A 15,428-nucleotide genomic window follows, 5' to 3' on the forward strand; every position below is an offset into this window, starting at 1 on the left:
TGCACGCTAATCTTGCGCCACGATGATATCTGTCACAATACCGTCTGCCAGATAACGTCCCTGCTCGGTCAGCCGGATCCGCGAGCCTCGGCCCGGCTCCAGCAAGCCTCGCTCCAACAAACCCAGATCCACGTATTTATCAATCACCTGGGTTACTTCGGGGCTCTCCTGCAGCGGGATGCCTTCAGCCAGCCGCAATCCCAGCATGATGCGCTCCGTGCGCACGTCCTCATCAGTCAGCATCTCGGTGGTGATGATGGGGCCGGGGTCGCTCAGGGTGGCGTCGGAAGAAAGCAATCCGGAGAAATACTTACCGGGATGCTTGGCGTTTACCGTGCGCGTCAGCCCGCCGGGGTTGTGGCCGTGCACTTCGGGGCGCAGGCGGACGCAACCGTGCGCGCCCGGGCCGGCTCCCCACCACTGGCCACCGCGCCAATAGATGAGGTTGTGCTGGCATTCTCCACCTGGTTTGGCCCAGTTGGAGACCTCGTACCAGGAAAAACCGTGCTCCTGCAGCGCGTTATCGATCATGGTGTACCGATCCGCCAGCACGTCCTCATCCGGGGCGGGCAGGTCTCCGCGGCGCACCTTGCGGGCCATCGCGGTGCCATCCTCCACGATCAAGGAATACGCGCTCACGTGATCCACCCCGGCGCTGAGCACAGCATCCAGAGAGGCGCGCAGATCCGCATCCGTCTCCGTGGGCGTGCCGTAGATCAAATCCAGGTTCACGTGCGCAAACCCTGCGGCCATCGCCTCCTTGGCAGCTGCCACCGGCCGACCTGGGGTGTGCTGGCGCTCCAGCACCTTCAGCACGTGCCCGGCAGCGGACTGCATACCCAGCGAGATGCGCGTGAAGCCCTCCTCGCGCAGCTCGTGGAAGAACTCCGGGCTGGTGGATTCCGGGTTGGATTCAGTGGTTACCTCGGCATCGGGAGCCAGCCCCACGGTGCGTTTGACTGCCCGCAGCGCGCGCGTGAGCCCCTCGTGGCCCAGCATCGAGGGCGTGCCGCCGCCAAAGAAAACGGTCTGCACCCCGGCATAATCCTCCGGCACATCCCACATCTGTGCGGCGCGCTCCAGCTCTGCCTCCAGCGCGTTGAGGTAACCCGGGATGCTGTTGCCGTGCTGCTCGCCCAGCTCCTGCGGGGTGTAGGTGTTGAAATCGCAATAACCGCAGCGTGAGGCGCAAAAAGGCACGTGAATATACAGACCGTGTGTCAAGGGGTTTGGTTCACTCATCAAGGCTTAAACAACCGCATCGCGGGATTCGCGTCTTTGCAGAAGCCGGGTGATCACGGCATCCACCCGCGCCCGCTCCTGCAGGAATTCCGGAGGCGCCTCGCCACGCATCGATTGCGCCAGCATCGGCTGCTTATCAATCACCGCGCCGAACTTGCCGGCGATCTCCACCGCGCGCTGCCGAGCTTTGGAGTAAGTCTGTGGCAGCAGCACCGACTGTGCCTCCAGCGCCAGGCGGGTTTGCTCCACCACCCATTCCGCGAGTTCGTTCAGCTCCGCGACATGCTGATCCACATTGCTACGCATCCACAACCGCCACGCCGCGGTGCTGGCCATGGCACCTGGTTCTTCTGGTTGCTCGGCGGACAGGGTTGCCCTTTCTTCCGACGCCATCTCTGGCACCTCAGCACCCGTTTTATGGAGGAACGCGAGCGTGCGGCCCGGGTGGGGGTAAGTAACGCTGATCCCGGACATCTGCCCGGATTTCACGCCGGAGATGAAGGCCTGGCGCAATCCATTGAGCTCGGAGAGGCCTGGGCGCACCTCGGCGCGTCCCTGCTCCACGATCTCATCCAGCTCGATGAGACAGTCCTGCACCAGTTCGGGATCCCAGTCGCCGATGGCTTGAGAAACGTGATCGATATACCCGGCGATTTCATCGCCGATATCGTAAATATTTTGGGTGAGCTCGCGGACACGCAGGGATGCATCGTAGTGCACGCGTCACACTCCTCTCCCGTTCACGCGTCGCCCGGCGTCGGTGCGCCCGGGTGTTTCTTGGTCCTCCGCGCTCCGTCAGTTAACGCGGGGGAATCTCGCTTGCAACCATAAAACAAGGCCACGCCCCGGGAATGGAGGCGTGGCCGGTGTGGTGCACAAAATGTGCGCTACTGCGGGGTGGGTTTTTTACTTCCCGGAGTAGATCCAGGCGATATCGTCGGCGAAGTGCTCAGCCACCACGAAACGCTTGAGCTTCATCGATGGGGTCACCTCTCCCTCTTCCTCGCTGAAGTCGCGCTCCACGATGCGGAACTTCTTGATCCCCTCAGCGCTGGATACGGAGCGGTTGGCCTCGTTGACTGCGTCCTGGATGGCGGAGCGCAGCAGCGGGTTCTTGCCACCTTCCTTCATGGTGGTGGACTCGGGCAGGCCGTTGTCCTTCTTGAAGCGAGCGAAAGCATCCTCATCCAGGGAGATGAGCGCGCCGATGAACTTCTGGTCATCGCCCACCACCATTGCCTGGGAGATCAGCGGGGCGGAACGCAGGATATCTTCCATCGGTCCGGGAGAAACGTTCTTGCCACCCGCGGTGACCAGGATTTCCTTCTTGCGGCCGGTGATCTTCAGGTGGCCGGTAGGCAGCAGCTTGCCCAGGTCACCGGTCTTGTAGAAGCCATCGGTGGTGAAGTCCTTCGCGGTGGCTTCGGGGTTCTGCCAGTATTCGTCGAACACCACGGTGCCCTTGAGCTCGATCTCACCGTCTGCAGCGATGCGGACGGAGTTTCCGCCCACGGGCTTGCCCACGGTGCCGATGATGTTATCGGGATCGAAGTTCACGGCCACGGCGGCGGTGGATTCGGTGAGGCCGTATCCCTCGAAAATACGCACGCCAGCGCCACGGAAGAAGTGCATGATATCCGCGTTCAGTGCAGAACCACCGGAGATGCAGTATTCCAACTGTCCGCCGAGCAGCTTGCGCAGCGTGGAGTAAACCAAGCGATCAAACACCATGTGCTTGGCGCGCAAAGCCAGGCCGGGGCCTTCCTTCGTGTCCTGTGCCTTGGAGTACTCAATGGAGGTCTTCTCAGCTTCCAGGAAGACCTTGTTCTTGACCTTTCCGCCTTCGGCTGCCTTTGCCTTGGCGCCAGCGTGCACCTTTTCAAAGATGCGTGGCACACCCAGAATCATGTGTGGCTGGGAGCGCTGGAAGGCGTCGAGCAAAGTAGAGACCTCAGACCACAGGGTCTGCTGCGCGCCACCGATGAGCACGGTGTACGTCACCGCGCGAGCCAGCACGTGAGCCAGTGGCAGGAACATCAGGGTTCCGTAGCCCGGGCCGCACGCCTCGCCGATGGGGTTGGTGAGCAGGCCGCGAACTTCCGAGAGCCAGTTGTAATGGGTCAGGGCCACGCCCTTGGGGCGGCCCGTGGTGCCGGAGGTGTACACGATGGAGTTGATGGATGCGGATGTCATCTCCGCAATGCGCCTTTCCACCTCGGCCTGCTTGATGTCCGCTTCTTTGCCTTCGGCAATGAGGGTATCGATGGCTCCGGAGTTAAAGGAGAATACCCGACGCAAATGCGCGGTTCCCTCCTGGCGCTCGCCTTCCTTCACGAAAGTCTCCAGGCGCTGAGTGTGCCCGGTATCTTCCGCGAAGGCCACCACTGCGCCGGAATCCTGGACGATCCACTCACACTGCGACGTGGAGGAGGAAGGGTAAATGGGAACAGAGATCGCGCCACAGGCCTGGATCGCGAAGTCAACCAGCACCCATTCGAAACGGGTACCGGACATGATGGCCACGCGGTCGCCCGGCTGCACATCATTGGCGATCAGACCCTTGGCTACCGCATAGACTTCCTGGACGAACTCCGATGGGGAGACCGGCTGCCACTCGAAATTGACGGGGCGGCTGAAGCTCTTAATATCCGGATGTTCTTGGGCCAGATCACGGAGAGCGGAGATCATGGTCTCGTTCTCGCCCACGGTATACAAAGCCTCTGCGGTGAATTCCGTCATTTTTCTCCTCAAATTGTGACGTGAAAAAAATTTTACACTTCTATAAATATACCCGACTCGAGACCATCAAGTTTGCTGCAGTCGCGGCCCGGGTGGGTTGAAACAGACAGTAAAACGGGCGTGCACTGGCACGTACGCACCCCAACCGGCACAATGAACGGGGTGAATTCCAATGCAGAAGGCGCGACCTCAAAGAGCATGTCCTCCCCCAAAGATGAGCTGCTCCACCGGCTCGCAGAACTCTGTGGGATTTCCACCGAATACACGGGTCAGAATGGATCCCGGGTGGAAGTATCCGCAGAGACAGTGGTCTTTGCGCTGCAGGAATTTGGGTTGAATGTGCCCGATCAGCCCTCGGAAGCGGATCTCTCCACAGCCGAGGCCGAGCTGCGAAAAGAGCGGCAGTCCCGGTTGGTGGAGCCCACGGTCACTGCCCTCGCAGATACCGCCACTCACTTCCCCATTAACCACGCGGAAAACGAAAACGTGCGAGCGTGGGTGGAATTGGAAGAAGGCGGAGACGCTGTCCACCTGGAGATCGAGTCTCGCACCTCCACCGGAAGCAACTGCGCACTTCCACCCCTGCCAGCCGGATGGCATACCCTGCACGTGGAGGCGCAATCCTCCACGCATCAGCGGGCGATAGAAGCCACGCTCCTGGTGTCCCCCGAAAAGCTGAGCTCCGCGCAGAAATTCGTGGATGCTCCCGCCACCGGCGTGATGGCCCAGATCTATTCTCTGCGGGATCGCGAATCCTGGGGCATCGGCGATTACCGCACCCTGCGTGAGTTGGGTGATGCCCTGCACCGCCTCGGCGGCGCGGATTTCATCCTGGTAAACCCCATGCACGCCGCGGAGGCAGCACCTCCCGTGGAAGATTCCCCCTATCTTCCCACCACGCGCCGTTTCACCAACCCCATCTACATCCGCGTGGAGGACACCCCGGAGTACCAACTGCACCCGGAGCTGCGAGAAACCATCGCGGGCATGAAGGAGTCCCTGAGCCAGAGCAATGGCTCGGCTGAGAAGCTGGAGCGGAACCCCGTGGTGGCGTCGAAAATGAGGGCGCTGTACGAATTGTGGACCGCAGGCATCGGTGAAGAACGAGAGGCCGAGCTGCGCACATACCGCGAAAAGGAGGGCGCGGGCCTGGAGGAATTCGCCGACTGGTGCAGTGAAAACGCGCGCGACTACGGTGCTGAGCACGGCATGGAACTGAGCGCGGATTACTACGCGTGGGTGCAGATGCTCTGCCAGGAACAGGAGTCCGCCGCGCAGGATGCGTTGCGGGAGCACATGCGGATCGGGCTGATGGCGGACTTGGCTGTAGGCGTGCACCCGGGAGGTGCCGATGCGCATATTCTGGCCGATGCGCTGGCTCCCGGCGCGAGCGTGGGAGCTCCACCGGACGGGTACAACCAGTTGGGGCAGGACTGGTCGCAACCACCGTGGCATCCGCGCAAACTGGCCGAGCAGGGATACAAACCGTGGCGGGACATGCTGCGCACCATTTTGCGCAGCGCTGGTGGAATCCGGGTGGATCACGTGCTGGGCCTGTTCCGCCTGTGGTGGATCCCGCGCGGGGCTTCCCCCACCGAGGGCACGTACGTGAAATACGACCACGAGGCGCTCATCGGCACGCTCGTGATGGAGGCGGAGCGGGCTGGCGCGGTGGTGATCGGCGAGGATCTGGGCACCTTTGAACCGTGGGTGCAGGAGTACCTGGCCAGCCGTGGCGTGATGGGCACTTCCGTGGCCTGGTTCGAAGGCGATGATGATGGAGCCAAGTCCCCGGACAAGTACCGGCAACTGGCGCTGACTTCCGTAACCACGCACGATCTGCCCCCAACCGCCAGCTACCTGCGCGGCGGGCACATCGATCTGCGGGACAAGCTTGGGGTGCTCACCCAGGATCCCGAAGATGAATTTGCCGATGATGCGCGCTGGCAGCAGGAAGTCCTCAGCACCATGGGAGAGGCCGGCGCTTTTGCCGGATATCCCTGCGAGTCCTACTTCCAGGCCGATGGGCAGGTCACGCAGGAGTCCGAGCAGCCACGCAACGGGCGGGATAACCGTCCCGGCGGCGCGGACGGGCTAGCGGAGTTTGCGGAAGGTCGTTCCTCGGGAATCCTTGAGGGCATGCACCGCTTCATTTCCCTGACCCCCTCCGCCCTGAAGTGCGTGGCGTTGGTGGATATGGTGGGCGATCTCCGCGCTCAGAATCAGCCGGGCACCACCCAGGATCTGTACCCCAACTGGTGTATTCCCCTGTGTGACCACTCGGGCAAGGCCCTGTTCGTGGACGACTTGCTGGAACTCCCCCTGGCGCGGGCCGTGCTTTCGGCCGCGCGTGGCGATGAGTAGCTGCGGCTCGAAGCTGGGTTGAACTCGTGAGCCTAGAAGCCAGCGCCTAGAAGACCGCGCTGGCCATCCACGCGACCAGCAACAGCACCATGAGCAGGACCAGAGCGGTGCGGACTTTGGAATTATGCTTCATTGGTGGTGACTTTCTCTCGTTGAGCTTCTTGAGCTGGGTTTTCTTGAGCTGGGACATCAAGCCCCAGCATGGCTTTCTCCGCCTCGCTCGGCGGGATAACTTTCCACAGCAGAGCATAGAGAACCCACGCGCAGACACCCGCGATCACCAGAACGATTGCGACCATCAGCGGGGTCTGCACCCACACGGGCAAGTTGATCAGCCATTCAAACATCGCTGTCCAGTCTATCCGCCCAGGGAAATCTTGGTTATTCCTTCCCCGCACCCGCCAGGCCGCGCCGCTTCAGCAGAGGCTCCACGCTGCGTTGCATCCCGCGGAACATCCAGAAGGCATCGTCGTAATCGATGGTTGCGCCCCTGGAGAGGATCATGCGGCGGAATCGGTTGCCGGCAAAGCGGACATCATCCGGATCCACGTCTTCCGCACCGTCTTCCTTCTCGACGCCACCACTGGCCGCCCCGGTATCCACAAAAGCCTGGAACCCATCAGCATCCAGCACTTCTGCCCAGAGGTAGCTCCAGTAGTCAGCGGAGTAGCCCCCGGCGAAGATGTGGTTGAAGTACGCCGACCGATACCGCGGCACGAGATGGCCCTCCATATCCACTCCTGCAGCTTCCAGGGCAGCGCGCTCGAACGCTTCCACGTCGGTGACCTGCGCAGCTTCCTCTGCGCTGAGCTTGTGCCACGCCAAATCCAGCCAGCACGCAGCCAAGAATTCCGTGGTGCTGAAGCCCTGTCCCCACTGCGCCTGCTGCTTCACCGCGTGCACCATGTCTGCTGGCAGCGGTTCCCCGGTATCCACGTGCTTGGCGTAATTGGCCAATACTGCTGGTTCCAGCGCCCAGTTTTCGTTGATCTGGGAGGGGAATTCCACGAAGTCCCGGGGCACGGAGGTTCCGGAAAGGCTGGGATAATGCACGTCTGAGAGCAGCCCATGCAGGGCATGGCCAAACTCATGGAACACGGTGGCCACTTCATCCATGTTCAACAGGGCGTGCTCACCTGGGTTGGGCTTGGCCACATTCATCACGTTGACCACCACGGGCAGCTGGCCGATGAGGTTGGATTGATCCACAAAGCTGCTCATCCACGCACCACCGCGCTTGGTGGGGCGGGCATACATGTCGGTGAGCAAAAGCCCGATCTCCGCGCCGGGCTCGGCCGCATCCGCGCCTTCCCGGACTTCCCACACCTGCACGTCTGGGTGGTAGCCCTGCAGATCCTCCCGCGGGGTCACTTCAATGCCATACAGACGCTTGGCCGCGAAGAACGCGCCATCCATCAGCACGCGATCCAGAGAGAAATACTTCTTCAGTTCGGCTTCGTCCACATCGAGCTCTTCGGCCCGTTGTTGCGCCGACCAATAAGGCCAATCCGCGCTGCTGAGAGGCTGTTCTTGCTCATCGCTCGAAACACCCGCCACGACCCGCTGATCCCCGGCGCGCTTGTATTCACTCCACGCATTAGCCACCGCAGCGGGGGTCAGCTGGCTCAACAGCTCTTCCACTGCCTCCACGGAACCGGCTGTTTCCACCTCGGTGACATAATCCGCGTGGTGGGCATAACCCAGCAGCTCGGCGCGCCGGGCGCGCAGGCGCACGATCTGCAGCAACGTCTCCTGATTTTCTCCGCCGCGGCCCAAGGAAGCGCGATGCACCAGCTCCCGGGCCTCCGCATTCTCCAGTTCTTCGAGCACGGGCTGCACACTGGGGAGTCCCAGCCGGAGCAGCCAGCCCTGTTTGCCCTCGTCTCGCGCAGCATCCGCCAACTGTCGCTTGGTGGCATCATCCAGGCCAGCTAGCTGAGTTTCCTCGGTGAACAGCACCGCGGAGGCCTCCGTGGATTCCTGCAGCTGGGCTCCGAATTGGGTGGTGAGGCTGGCAAGTTTGGCGTCGATTTTCCGCAAATCCTCACGCTGCGCCGCATCCAGGTTGGCTCCTCCACGAATGAAACGGCGGCGCCAATACGTCTGCAACGCGGCTTCCTCGCTACCTTCGGGCTGCTCAGGGATGGCCTGCACGCGCGCCCACAGATCCGCGTTGAGCAGTAGGTCGCTGAAGTGCTCGGATAGTTCCGGGGAAATGGTGGCCTCTACCTCGCGGACCTCCGGGGTGGCCAGCGTTCCCGCGTAGTTGAACGCGATGGCCAACACGCGATGCAGCATCTGCCCGGCCTCTTCCAGCGCGGCAAAAGTGTTCTCCCACGTTGGTTCCTCGGGATTCTGCGCGATCGCCGCGATCTCCGCAGCATGATCTGCCAAGGCCGTGCGGAACGCCGGAACCAGACTGTCCACCTGAATCTGGGCGAAATCGGGCAGCTCGTAGGGCAGTTCTGAAGGGGTGACAAAATCTTCCATAGCCACCACTGTAACCACCTCTACCGCTAAGATCGCACAGCATGAGCGATGCGCCAGTACCGAATCCAGAGTTGGACGTATCAACCCACGTGGGGACGTATCGCGGGTGGAGTGGCCCCACAGCCTCGCACTGGTCGGCCATCGAATACGCCGAACCGCCGCGCACCGTGGCAGAAAAATTCAGCCCCACGCGACCCGCCGAGCCGTTCACTGAAGTGCGCGAATGCCTGCCGCACTCTGACATTGGGCGCCATACCTTATCTGTCACCGCACCCGCCGGCTCAGCGGATCCGCAGGCTCACCTGCCCGTCATCGTGTTTGTGCATGGCGGACGCTTCCAATCCGGCCATGCCAACGGCCCGTGGTACCGCGGGGATGCCTTCGCGGAATCCGGTTGCATCGTGGTCAGTGTGAACTACCGCTACCGTTTCGAGGGGTTCTTGCCCTTGGAGGGCGAGCCTCTTCCTGCTGATTTTGACGCAAGCTCCGAGCCACCCTACTTCCGCGCCGTAGAAGACCTGATCACAGCCTTGCGCTGGATCCGTGACAATATCTCCGCGTTCGGCGGGGATCCACACAACGTCACAGCCATGGGTCAATCCGCCGGCGGCTCCTTGATCACCTACACCCTGGGCAGCCCGCGCGCCCGCGATCTGGTGCAGCGCTGCGTGATTCTCTCTCAAGGTCTTCCCCGAGTTCCGTGGTCGGCGCGCACCCGCATGGCCCGGCGTGCACTCCGTGGACCGCTGACCTTTGAGCACGTCAGCACGTTGTCTCAGGAGCAGGTGGCTTCCGGCTTTTCCCGCTACGCCCGCCGTTACCTCGATGACTGCGCCATCGGGCTGTTCCCGCATTCACCGGAGAACATGCCACCGATCCCCATGCTGATCGGCACGTTGCGTGATGAATTCGTCCGGATGCCCCTGGCGGAGCGCTTGGACACGGCTTATCGAGAAGGCAACCCCGTGACCAGGGCCATGGCAGACAGGACCATTCGGTTGTTGTCCAAAAGCTTGGGAGTGCCGAGCGTGGCGTCGAAAGAAGAAAAGAAGGCCTGGCGCAGCTATTGCGACAGCATCGAACCACCCCGGCCGATGGGGCGGGCGATTGGCGATGCAGCGATTCGTAAGTTCGATGTGGCGACGATGGAAGCCCTTGCCCCACAAGCTCCCACCTGGGTCTATGAATTTCACGGCGGGGCGGGCGACGTGCGATCGCGAGGCACGGATGCGCAACACTGCGCCGATATCCCGCTGGCGTTCAACTGCCTGGATGTCGCGCCCGAGTCCATCGCCCGATACTGCGGGCCCAATGCGCAGCAGCGCCTGCAACCCCTGGCGGATCGCTTCCACCAGCTGATCGTGGATTTTGCCCACGGCGGTGAGCCGGACTGGCCCACCTTCCACCCGAATACCGGGCGGCTGACGAAGCAATTCGATATGTCCAACTGCGCCGAGGACCTCGTGGAGGATGCGCACGGCCCTGTCCGGCGCTTCTTTCCGGAAACGTACAGTAGAAAACATGTCTAACTCGAACCCTTCTACCCCATCCCTGCACGTCCCCGATGTCGCTACTTTGCGTGCCCGCGGCACCATGAAGTGGACGCGTTATCCCGAGGACGTGCTGCCGTTGTGGGTGGCCGAGTCTGATTTTGATACCTGCCCTCCGGTACTCGACGCCGTGACAGACGCTGTTCAGCGCCAGTACTTCGGATACAAGGGCGATGGACGCCCGGTAGAAGAGGCCATCGTCGCGTTCAGCGCGGATCGTTTCGGCTGGCAGATCCAACCCGAGTGGGTGCGCGTGGTTCCTGACGTGGTCAAAGGCGTAGCTGTCGCTGTCGACGAACTCACGCCCGCCGGTTCCTCCGTGGTCATCCCGCTGCCCTCCTACTACCCGTTCTTTGACGTTCCGCGCTCCACCAACCGCCCCACCGTGCACATCCCCATGATCGTTGCGGAGCGCGATGGCAAGCCCGAGTGGACCTTTGATTTCGACGCCATGGAGGAGGCTTTTGTCGCCAAAGATGCAGCGCAACCAGTGGGAGCGCTCATACTGTGCAGCCCTTATAACCCTCTGGGCAGGGCGTTCCGTGCGGAAGAGCTGAACCGCGTGGTGGAGCTGGCGGATACCTATGGGGTGCGGATCATCTCTGATGAGATCCACGCGCCGATCGTCTACCCCGGCGCCATCCACATCCCCACGGCCTCCCTCAGTGAGAAGGCAGCGGAACTGACAGTGACAGTCACCGCGACCTCCAAGGGCTGGAATACCGCAGGTCTGCATTGCGCGCAGATGATTTTCACCAATCCGGCGGATCGCGAAAAGATGGACGGTGTTCACAATCTGCGCACGGGTGAGGCGTCCACTCTGGGCTTGATCGCTGCGGCGACCGCCTACAACGAGGGCCGCGAGTGGCTGGACGAGGAAGTGGCCTACTTGAGTGGCAACCTGGACCTGCTGGAGGAGCGCATCCCCGAAGTACTGCCGGGTGCGACTTTTATCCGCCCCGAGGCCAGCTATCTGCTGTGGATTGATGTCTCCACTGTGCCTGGTTTGGCCATCCAGCCAGCCCGCACTTTGCTGGAGCGCGCAAAGGTAGCGGTTTCCGAGGGCTCGGTGTTCGATCTGGGCCGCGATGGGCACATTCGCCTGAACTTCGCGACCTCCCGGGAGATCCTCAATGAGGCACTGGATCGCATTGCTGCAGCAGTGCGAAATCTGGAGTAGTAACTCTTGTCTCATGGGCGGTTATGCTTGCCCGTATGCTCAAGGCGTTTTCCCAGATTCTTCGTTTTACCCGTGAATTATGGCCACTGTATGTGGCCGTCATTATTACCTCTGTAGTCACTGCACTGCTGGCTCTGGCCACGCCTTTCTTGGTGGGACACGCCACGGACATCATCGTGGAATCTCTGCAAAATGATTCCCCGACCGAGGTGGCCATCAAATCCGTCGCCTGGGTGGCTTTGGCCCTGCTGGCAGCGGAACTGACCAGCACCGTTGTCCGCAACGTGGGCGGCTGGTTCGGAGACGTGCTCTCCACCCGGATGCGCCAGATCCTCTCCAACCGCTATTACGCCAAGCTCCTGTCCCTGCCGCAGAGTTATTACGATAACCAGGTCACAGGCACGGTCATTTCCCGCTTGGATCGCTCGATTCTGGGGCTGACGGACTTCGTTAATTCCTTTGCGAATAACTTCTTCTCGATGCTGCTGACCGTCATCATGATCCTCGGCATCACCGCGTTCTACTACTGGCCACTGGCCCTGCTCCTGGCGATCATCTTCCCGATGTACCTCTATCTCACCGCTTTGACCTCTAAGAAGTGGGCAGTGTGGGAGAAGGAGAAAAACGAGCACATCGACCTTGCTCAAGGCCGCTTCGCCGAGGTCATTGGCCAGGTCAAGGTGGTGAAGTCCTTCGTCACCGAGCTGCGCGAACTGCGTTTGTTCCAGCGGCACTTCGGTGACGTGGTGCGGCTCACCCGCGGCCAGTCCCGCTACTGGCACAAGATGGATATCATCCGCCTCGGCGCCATGAACCTGATCTTTTTCGCCATCTACTTCACGCTGTTCTGGCGCACCATCACCGGGCATTTCAGCCTGGGTGACATGGTGCTGTTGCTGCAGTTCGTGGTCATGGCTCGTCAGCCAGCACAGATGATGAGCTGGTTGGTCGATACCGCGCAGCGCGCAGCGGCCGGATCAATCGACTACTTCAAGGCCATGGATGAGCTGGAGGAGAAGTCCGCCAACCCCGTGTTGATCAATGCAGCTCAACCCAGCGGATCCATGCAGCTCACCGATGAGCAGGTGGAAGCCGCATCCCGTCCACTGCTGACTGCTCCCGATCAGGGCCCGGTCATCGAGTTCGATGATGTGTCCTTTGAATACATCGAGGGCGAGCCAGTGATCCACGGCGTGACCTTCTCTGCCTCCAAGGGGCAGAAGGTGGCGCTGGTGGGCGAATCCGGCGGTGGCAAGTCCACGCTGGTTAACCTCTTGCTCGGCCTGTACTCCCCCACCTCGGGATCCCTGCGAGTGTGTGGTCAGGAACTCTCCGATACCTCAGCTTCGGAACTGCGCAGCTCTGTAGGCGTGGTGTTCCAGGAGCCGGCACTGTTCTCTGGCACCGTGCGGGAAAACATCGCCTATGCTCGCCCGGGTGCCACCGATGCCGAGGTGGAGGAAGTGGCGAAGAAGGCCCATGCGCATGACTTCATCGTGGGCTTTGCCAAGGGTTATGACACGCTCATCGGTGAGCGCGGACTGCGCTTGTCCGGTGGGCAGAAGCAGCGCATCGCGGTAGCCCGAGCCATGCTAAAGGATGCTCCCGTGCTGGTTCTGGATGAGGCCACCTCCGCTCTGGATACCAAGGCGGAGCGCGTGGTTCAGGCCGGTTTGGAGAAGTTGATGGTGGGGCGCACCACGCTGGTGATTGCCCACCGTCTCTCCACGATCGCCAACGTTGACTTGATCGTCACCCTGGACCATGGACGGGTCGATGAGGTGGGTACGCCAGCCGAGTTGGCTGTCTCCGGCGGTATCTACAACGAGCTCTTGCGCCTCACCGCGTCCAGCTCTGCCGCGGACCGCGAGCGCCTCAAGCGCTTCGGTTTCCACGAAGGTGATTCAGAGGAAGATGACGAAACCGAATCTTCTGCCGAGGAAAGTTACACGAGCCAGTAAGTTACTTCCCGCCTTCAAGCATGGGCGGGGCCCGTATGAAAGCGCAGGTTGCGGCCACCTGCGGGACCCTTGGTAAGCCGGGAAATGCCACGGAGGGCTATGGTGGATAGTTATGAAAGAATCTTATCCACTGTCCATTACCGAATTTCCTGACTTTGAGGGCAACACCATCTCTGCGGGCTCCGCAGAGGCCCAAGCTGCGGAAAAGCTAGCGCGCGAGAACGACCGCGGGCATGTCTTCCACAGCTGGTCTGCCCAGGCCAAGATCAATCCACTGCCCATCGCTTACGCGTCGGGTTCTTGGTTTTACGACTACGCCGGCAAGGGTTACCTCGATTCCAGCTCCCAGCTGGTGTCTGCCAACCTGGGTCACAACCACCCACAGTTGGTCGAAGCGATTGAGTCCCAGCTGCGTCGCGTCACCAACGTGAACCCAGCGTTTGCCAGCGATGTTCGTGGCGCACTTGCCGAAGACCTGGTGAAGAAGGCACAGGGTGACTTCTCCCACGTGTTCTTCACCAACGGCGGTGCTGATGCTGTGGAGCACGCCATTCGCATGGCGCGCAAGCACACCGGCAAGGCCAAGGTGCTTACCGCTTACCGCAGTTACCACGGTGCCACCGGTTCCGCGATCATGGCCACGGGTGAAGCTCGCCGCCATGGAAATCCCACCACCGATGGCGATATCAAGCACTTCTGGGGACCTTTCCTCTACCGCTCTGCGTTCCACGCCACCACCGAGGCCGAAGAGTGCGAGCGCGCATTGCAGCACCTCGAGGACACGATTGACTTCGAGTCCGACGTAGCAGCCATCCTCATCGAGTCCATGGTGGGCTCCTCGGGTGTCATCGCTCCCCCAGCCGGTTACCTGGAGGGCGTGCGCGAGATCTGTGACCGCAAGGGCATCTTGTGGATCGCGGATGAAGTCATGGTCGGCTTTGGCCGCACCGGCAAGTTCTTCGCCTACGAGCACGGCGGCGAAGACCTCCAGCCGGATCTCATTACCTTTGCCAAGGGTGTCAACGCAGGCATCGCCCCATTGGGCGGCGTGATCATGACTGAAGCCATCAAGTCCACCTTCGATGAAACCCCTTACCCCGGTGGTCTCACCTATTCCGGACACCCCCTGGCCTGTGCCCCAGGCGTGGCAGCCTTGCGCGTCTATGACCGCGAGAACGTCTTCGCCACGGTTGAAGAGCTCTCGTCCAGCATCTTGGCACCACAGCTGCGCGAGATCGCCGCCAAGCACCCTTCCATCGGTGAAGTCCGCGGACAGGGTTTCTTCTGGGCACTCGAGTTCGTCAGCGATAAGGAGTCCAAGACTCCTCTTGGCGCCGACGCGATGGGTGCCGTGGGTGCGGCGATCAAGGAAGCTGGCGTGTGGCCAATGGTTTCCGGCCACCGTCTGCACATCGCTCCCCCACTGACCACCTCTGCCGAAGAGCTGCAATACATGCTCAGCGTGTTCGATAGCGCCATCGAAAAGGCCGACGCAGCACTTGCATAACCTGCATTAGCTGCCCTTTCGGGCAGCAAAAAGGAGGGTCGAGGCTTTAAGCCTCGGCCCTCCTTTTTTCAGCGTTTATGCTGGAGAAGTATTACTTCTCGCCTGCATCGCCGATGACCTTGTTTACGCCATCAGCAAGCTTGTCCTTGGCCTCGTTGGCCTTTTCCTTGATGCCGCCGACGGTCTGGTCTGCGCGGCCTTCGTTCTCGAGGCGCTCGTTACCGGTGACGTCGCCGGCAGCTTCCTTTGCCTTGCCGCCGAGCTGCTCAGCCTGGTTCTTCAGTTGATCAGACATATTGAATCTCCTTAGTGACTTACGCGTCCAGACCTGCGATCAATCTTTGAGGTCTGTGTCCCCGCGGTGGGAACTTACTTTTTCGATCCTAGCGAAAAAT

Annotated in this window: 11 protein-coding genes; 5 read left to right on the forward strand and 6 right to left on the reverse strand. The window is 61.3% G+C overall.

From position 1 onward, the window contains the following. Positions 1-6 precede the first annotated feature (6 nt). The 3 genes from hemW to IRY30_RS07485 form a co-directional block, all read right to left on the reverse strand. Entirely contained in the window at positions 7-1,242 is a 1,236-nt protein-coding gene (gene hemW / locus IRY30_RS07475; protein ID WP_194556799.1) for a radical SAM family heme chaperone HemW, read from the reverse strand. Between the two features lie 6 nt (positions 1,243-1,248). Beyond that, on the reverse strand, positions 1,249-1,962 hold the full coding sequence (locus IRY30_RS07480; RefSeq protein WP_194556800.1) for a hypothetical protein: 714 nt from the start codon (positions 1,960-1,962) through the stop codon (positions 1,249-1,251). 186 nt (positions 1,963-2,148) lie between these two features. Then, entirely contained in the window at positions 2,149-3,981 is a 1,833-nt protein-coding gene (locus tag IRY30_RS07485) for an AMP-dependent synthetase/ligase (protein WP_194556801.1), read from the reverse strand. Positions 3,982-4,179: 198 nt separating this feature from the next. Here IRY30_RS07485 and IRY30_RS07490 point away from each other — a divergent pair, with 198 nt between their 5' ends. Next, complete coding sequence (locus tag IRY30_RS07490) at positions 4,180-6,345, forward strand: 4-alpha-glucanotransferase (RefSeq protein ID WP_194556978.1); 2,166 nt, start codon at positions 4,180-4,182, stop codon at positions 6,343-6,345. Positions 6,346-6,467: 122 nt separating this feature from the next. Here the strand turns inward: IRY30_RS07490 and IRY30_RS07495 are convergent, their stop codons facing one another. Together IRY30_RS07495 and IRY30_RS07500 are read right to left on the reverse strand one after the other, a co-directional pair. Next, positions 6,468-6,692 (reverse strand): hypothetical protein, encoded by a 225-nt coding sequence (locus IRY30_RS07495; protein ID WP_194556802.1) that lies wholly within the window; start codon positions 6,690-6,692, stop codon positions 6,468-6,470. 34 nt (positions 6,693-6,726) lie between these two features. Beyond that, the gene (locus IRY30_RS07500) at positions 6,727-8,835 is read right to left on the reverse strand and encodes a M3 family metallopeptidase (protein ID WP_194556803.1); all 2,109 of its coding nucleotides are present in this window, start codon (positions 8,833-8,835) and stop codon (positions 6,727-6,729) included. Between the two features lie 41 nt (positions 8,836-8,876). Here IRY30_RS07500 and IRY30_RS07505 point away from each other — a divergent pair, with 41 nt between their 5' ends. From IRY30_RS07505 to IRY30_RS07520, 4 genes are all read left to right on the forward strand, one after another. After that, entirely contained in the window at positions 8,877-10,364 is a 1,488-nt protein-coding gene (locus IRY30_RS07505) for a carboxylesterase family protein (protein ID WP_194556804.1), read from the forward strand. Then, positions 10,357-11,565, forward strand: coding sequence for a MalY/PatB family protein (locus IRY30_RS07510; RefSeq protein ID WP_194556805.1), 1,209 nt, complete (start codon positions 10,357-10,359; stop codon positions 11,563-11,565). The genes IRY30_RS07505 and IRY30_RS07510 overlap by 8 nt, the downstream gene beginning before the upstream one ends. A 35-nt stretch (positions 11,566-11,600) precedes the next feature. Then, the gene (locus IRY30_RS07515; RefSeq protein WP_194556806.1) at positions 11,601-13,526 is read left to right on the forward strand and encodes an ABC transporter ATP-binding protein; all 1,926 of its coding nucleotides are present in this window, start codon (positions 11,601-11,603) and stop codon (positions 13,524-13,526) included. Positions 13,527-13,662: 136 nt separating this feature from the next. Next, positions 13,663-15,033 carry an aspartate aminotransferase family protein gene (locus IRY30_RS07520; RefSeq protein WP_374708563.1) on the forward strand — a complete coding sequence of 457 codons (1,371 nt, stop codon included), beginning with the start codon at positions 13,663-13,665 and terminating at the stop codon, positions 15,031-15,033. 91 nt (positions 15,034-15,124) lie between these two features. Here IRY30_RS07520 and IRY30_RS07525 read toward each other — a convergent pair whose 3' ends face one another. Beyond that, complete coding sequence (locus tag IRY30_RS07525) at positions 15,125-15,328, reverse strand: CsbD family protein (RefSeq protein ID WP_194556808.1); 204 nt, start codon at positions 15,326-15,328, stop codon at positions 15,125-15,127. Between the last annotated feature and the right edge of the window lie 100 nt (positions 15,329-15,428).

This window comes from Corynebacterium suicordis DSM 45110, from assembly GCF_015351405.1.
In the GTDB taxonomy this organism is placed as follows: Bacteria; Actinomycetota; Actinomycetes; order Mycobacteriales; family Mycobacteriaceae; genus Corynebacterium; species Corynebacterium suicordis.

Bases quoted from the DNA above. Each gene is read 5' to 3' on its own strand.
- IRY30_RS07500 (WP_194556803.1), bottom strand. From the start codon at position 8,835: ATGGAAGATTTTGTCACCCCTTCAGAACTGCCCTACGAGCTGCCCGAT.
- IRY30_RS07490 (WP_194556978.1), top strand. From the start codon at position 4,180: ATGTCCTCCCCCAAAGATGAGCTGCTCCACCGGCTCGCAGAACTCTGT.
- hemW (WP_194556799.1), bottom strand. From the start codon at position 1,242: ATGAGTGAACCAAACCCCTTGACACACGGTCTGTATATTCACGTGCCT.
- IRY30_RS07525 (WP_194556808.1), bottom strand. From the start codon at position 15,328: ATGTCTGATCAACTGAAGAACCAGGCTGAGCAGCTCGGCGGCAAGGCA.
- IRY30_RS07505 (WP_194556804.1), top strand. From the start codon at position 8,877: ATGAGCGATGCGCCAGTACCGAATCCAGAGTTGGACGTATCAACCCAC.
- IRY30_RS07485 (WP_194556801.1), bottom strand. From the start codon at position 3,981: ATGACGGAATTCACCGCAGAGGCTTTGTATACCGTGGGCGAGAACGAG.
- IRY30_RS07510 (WP_194556805.1), top strand. From the start codon at position 10,357: ATGTCTAACTCGAACCCTTCTACCCCATCCCTGCACGTCCCCGATGTC.
- IRY30_RS07495 (WP_194556802.1), bottom strand. From the start codon at position 6,692: ATGTTTGAATGGCTGATCAACTTGCCCGTGTGGGTGCAGACCCCGCTG.
- IRY30_RS07515 (WP_194556806.1), top strand. From the start codon at position 11,601: ATGCTCAAGGCGTTTTCCCAGATTCTTCGTTTTACCCGTGAATTATGG.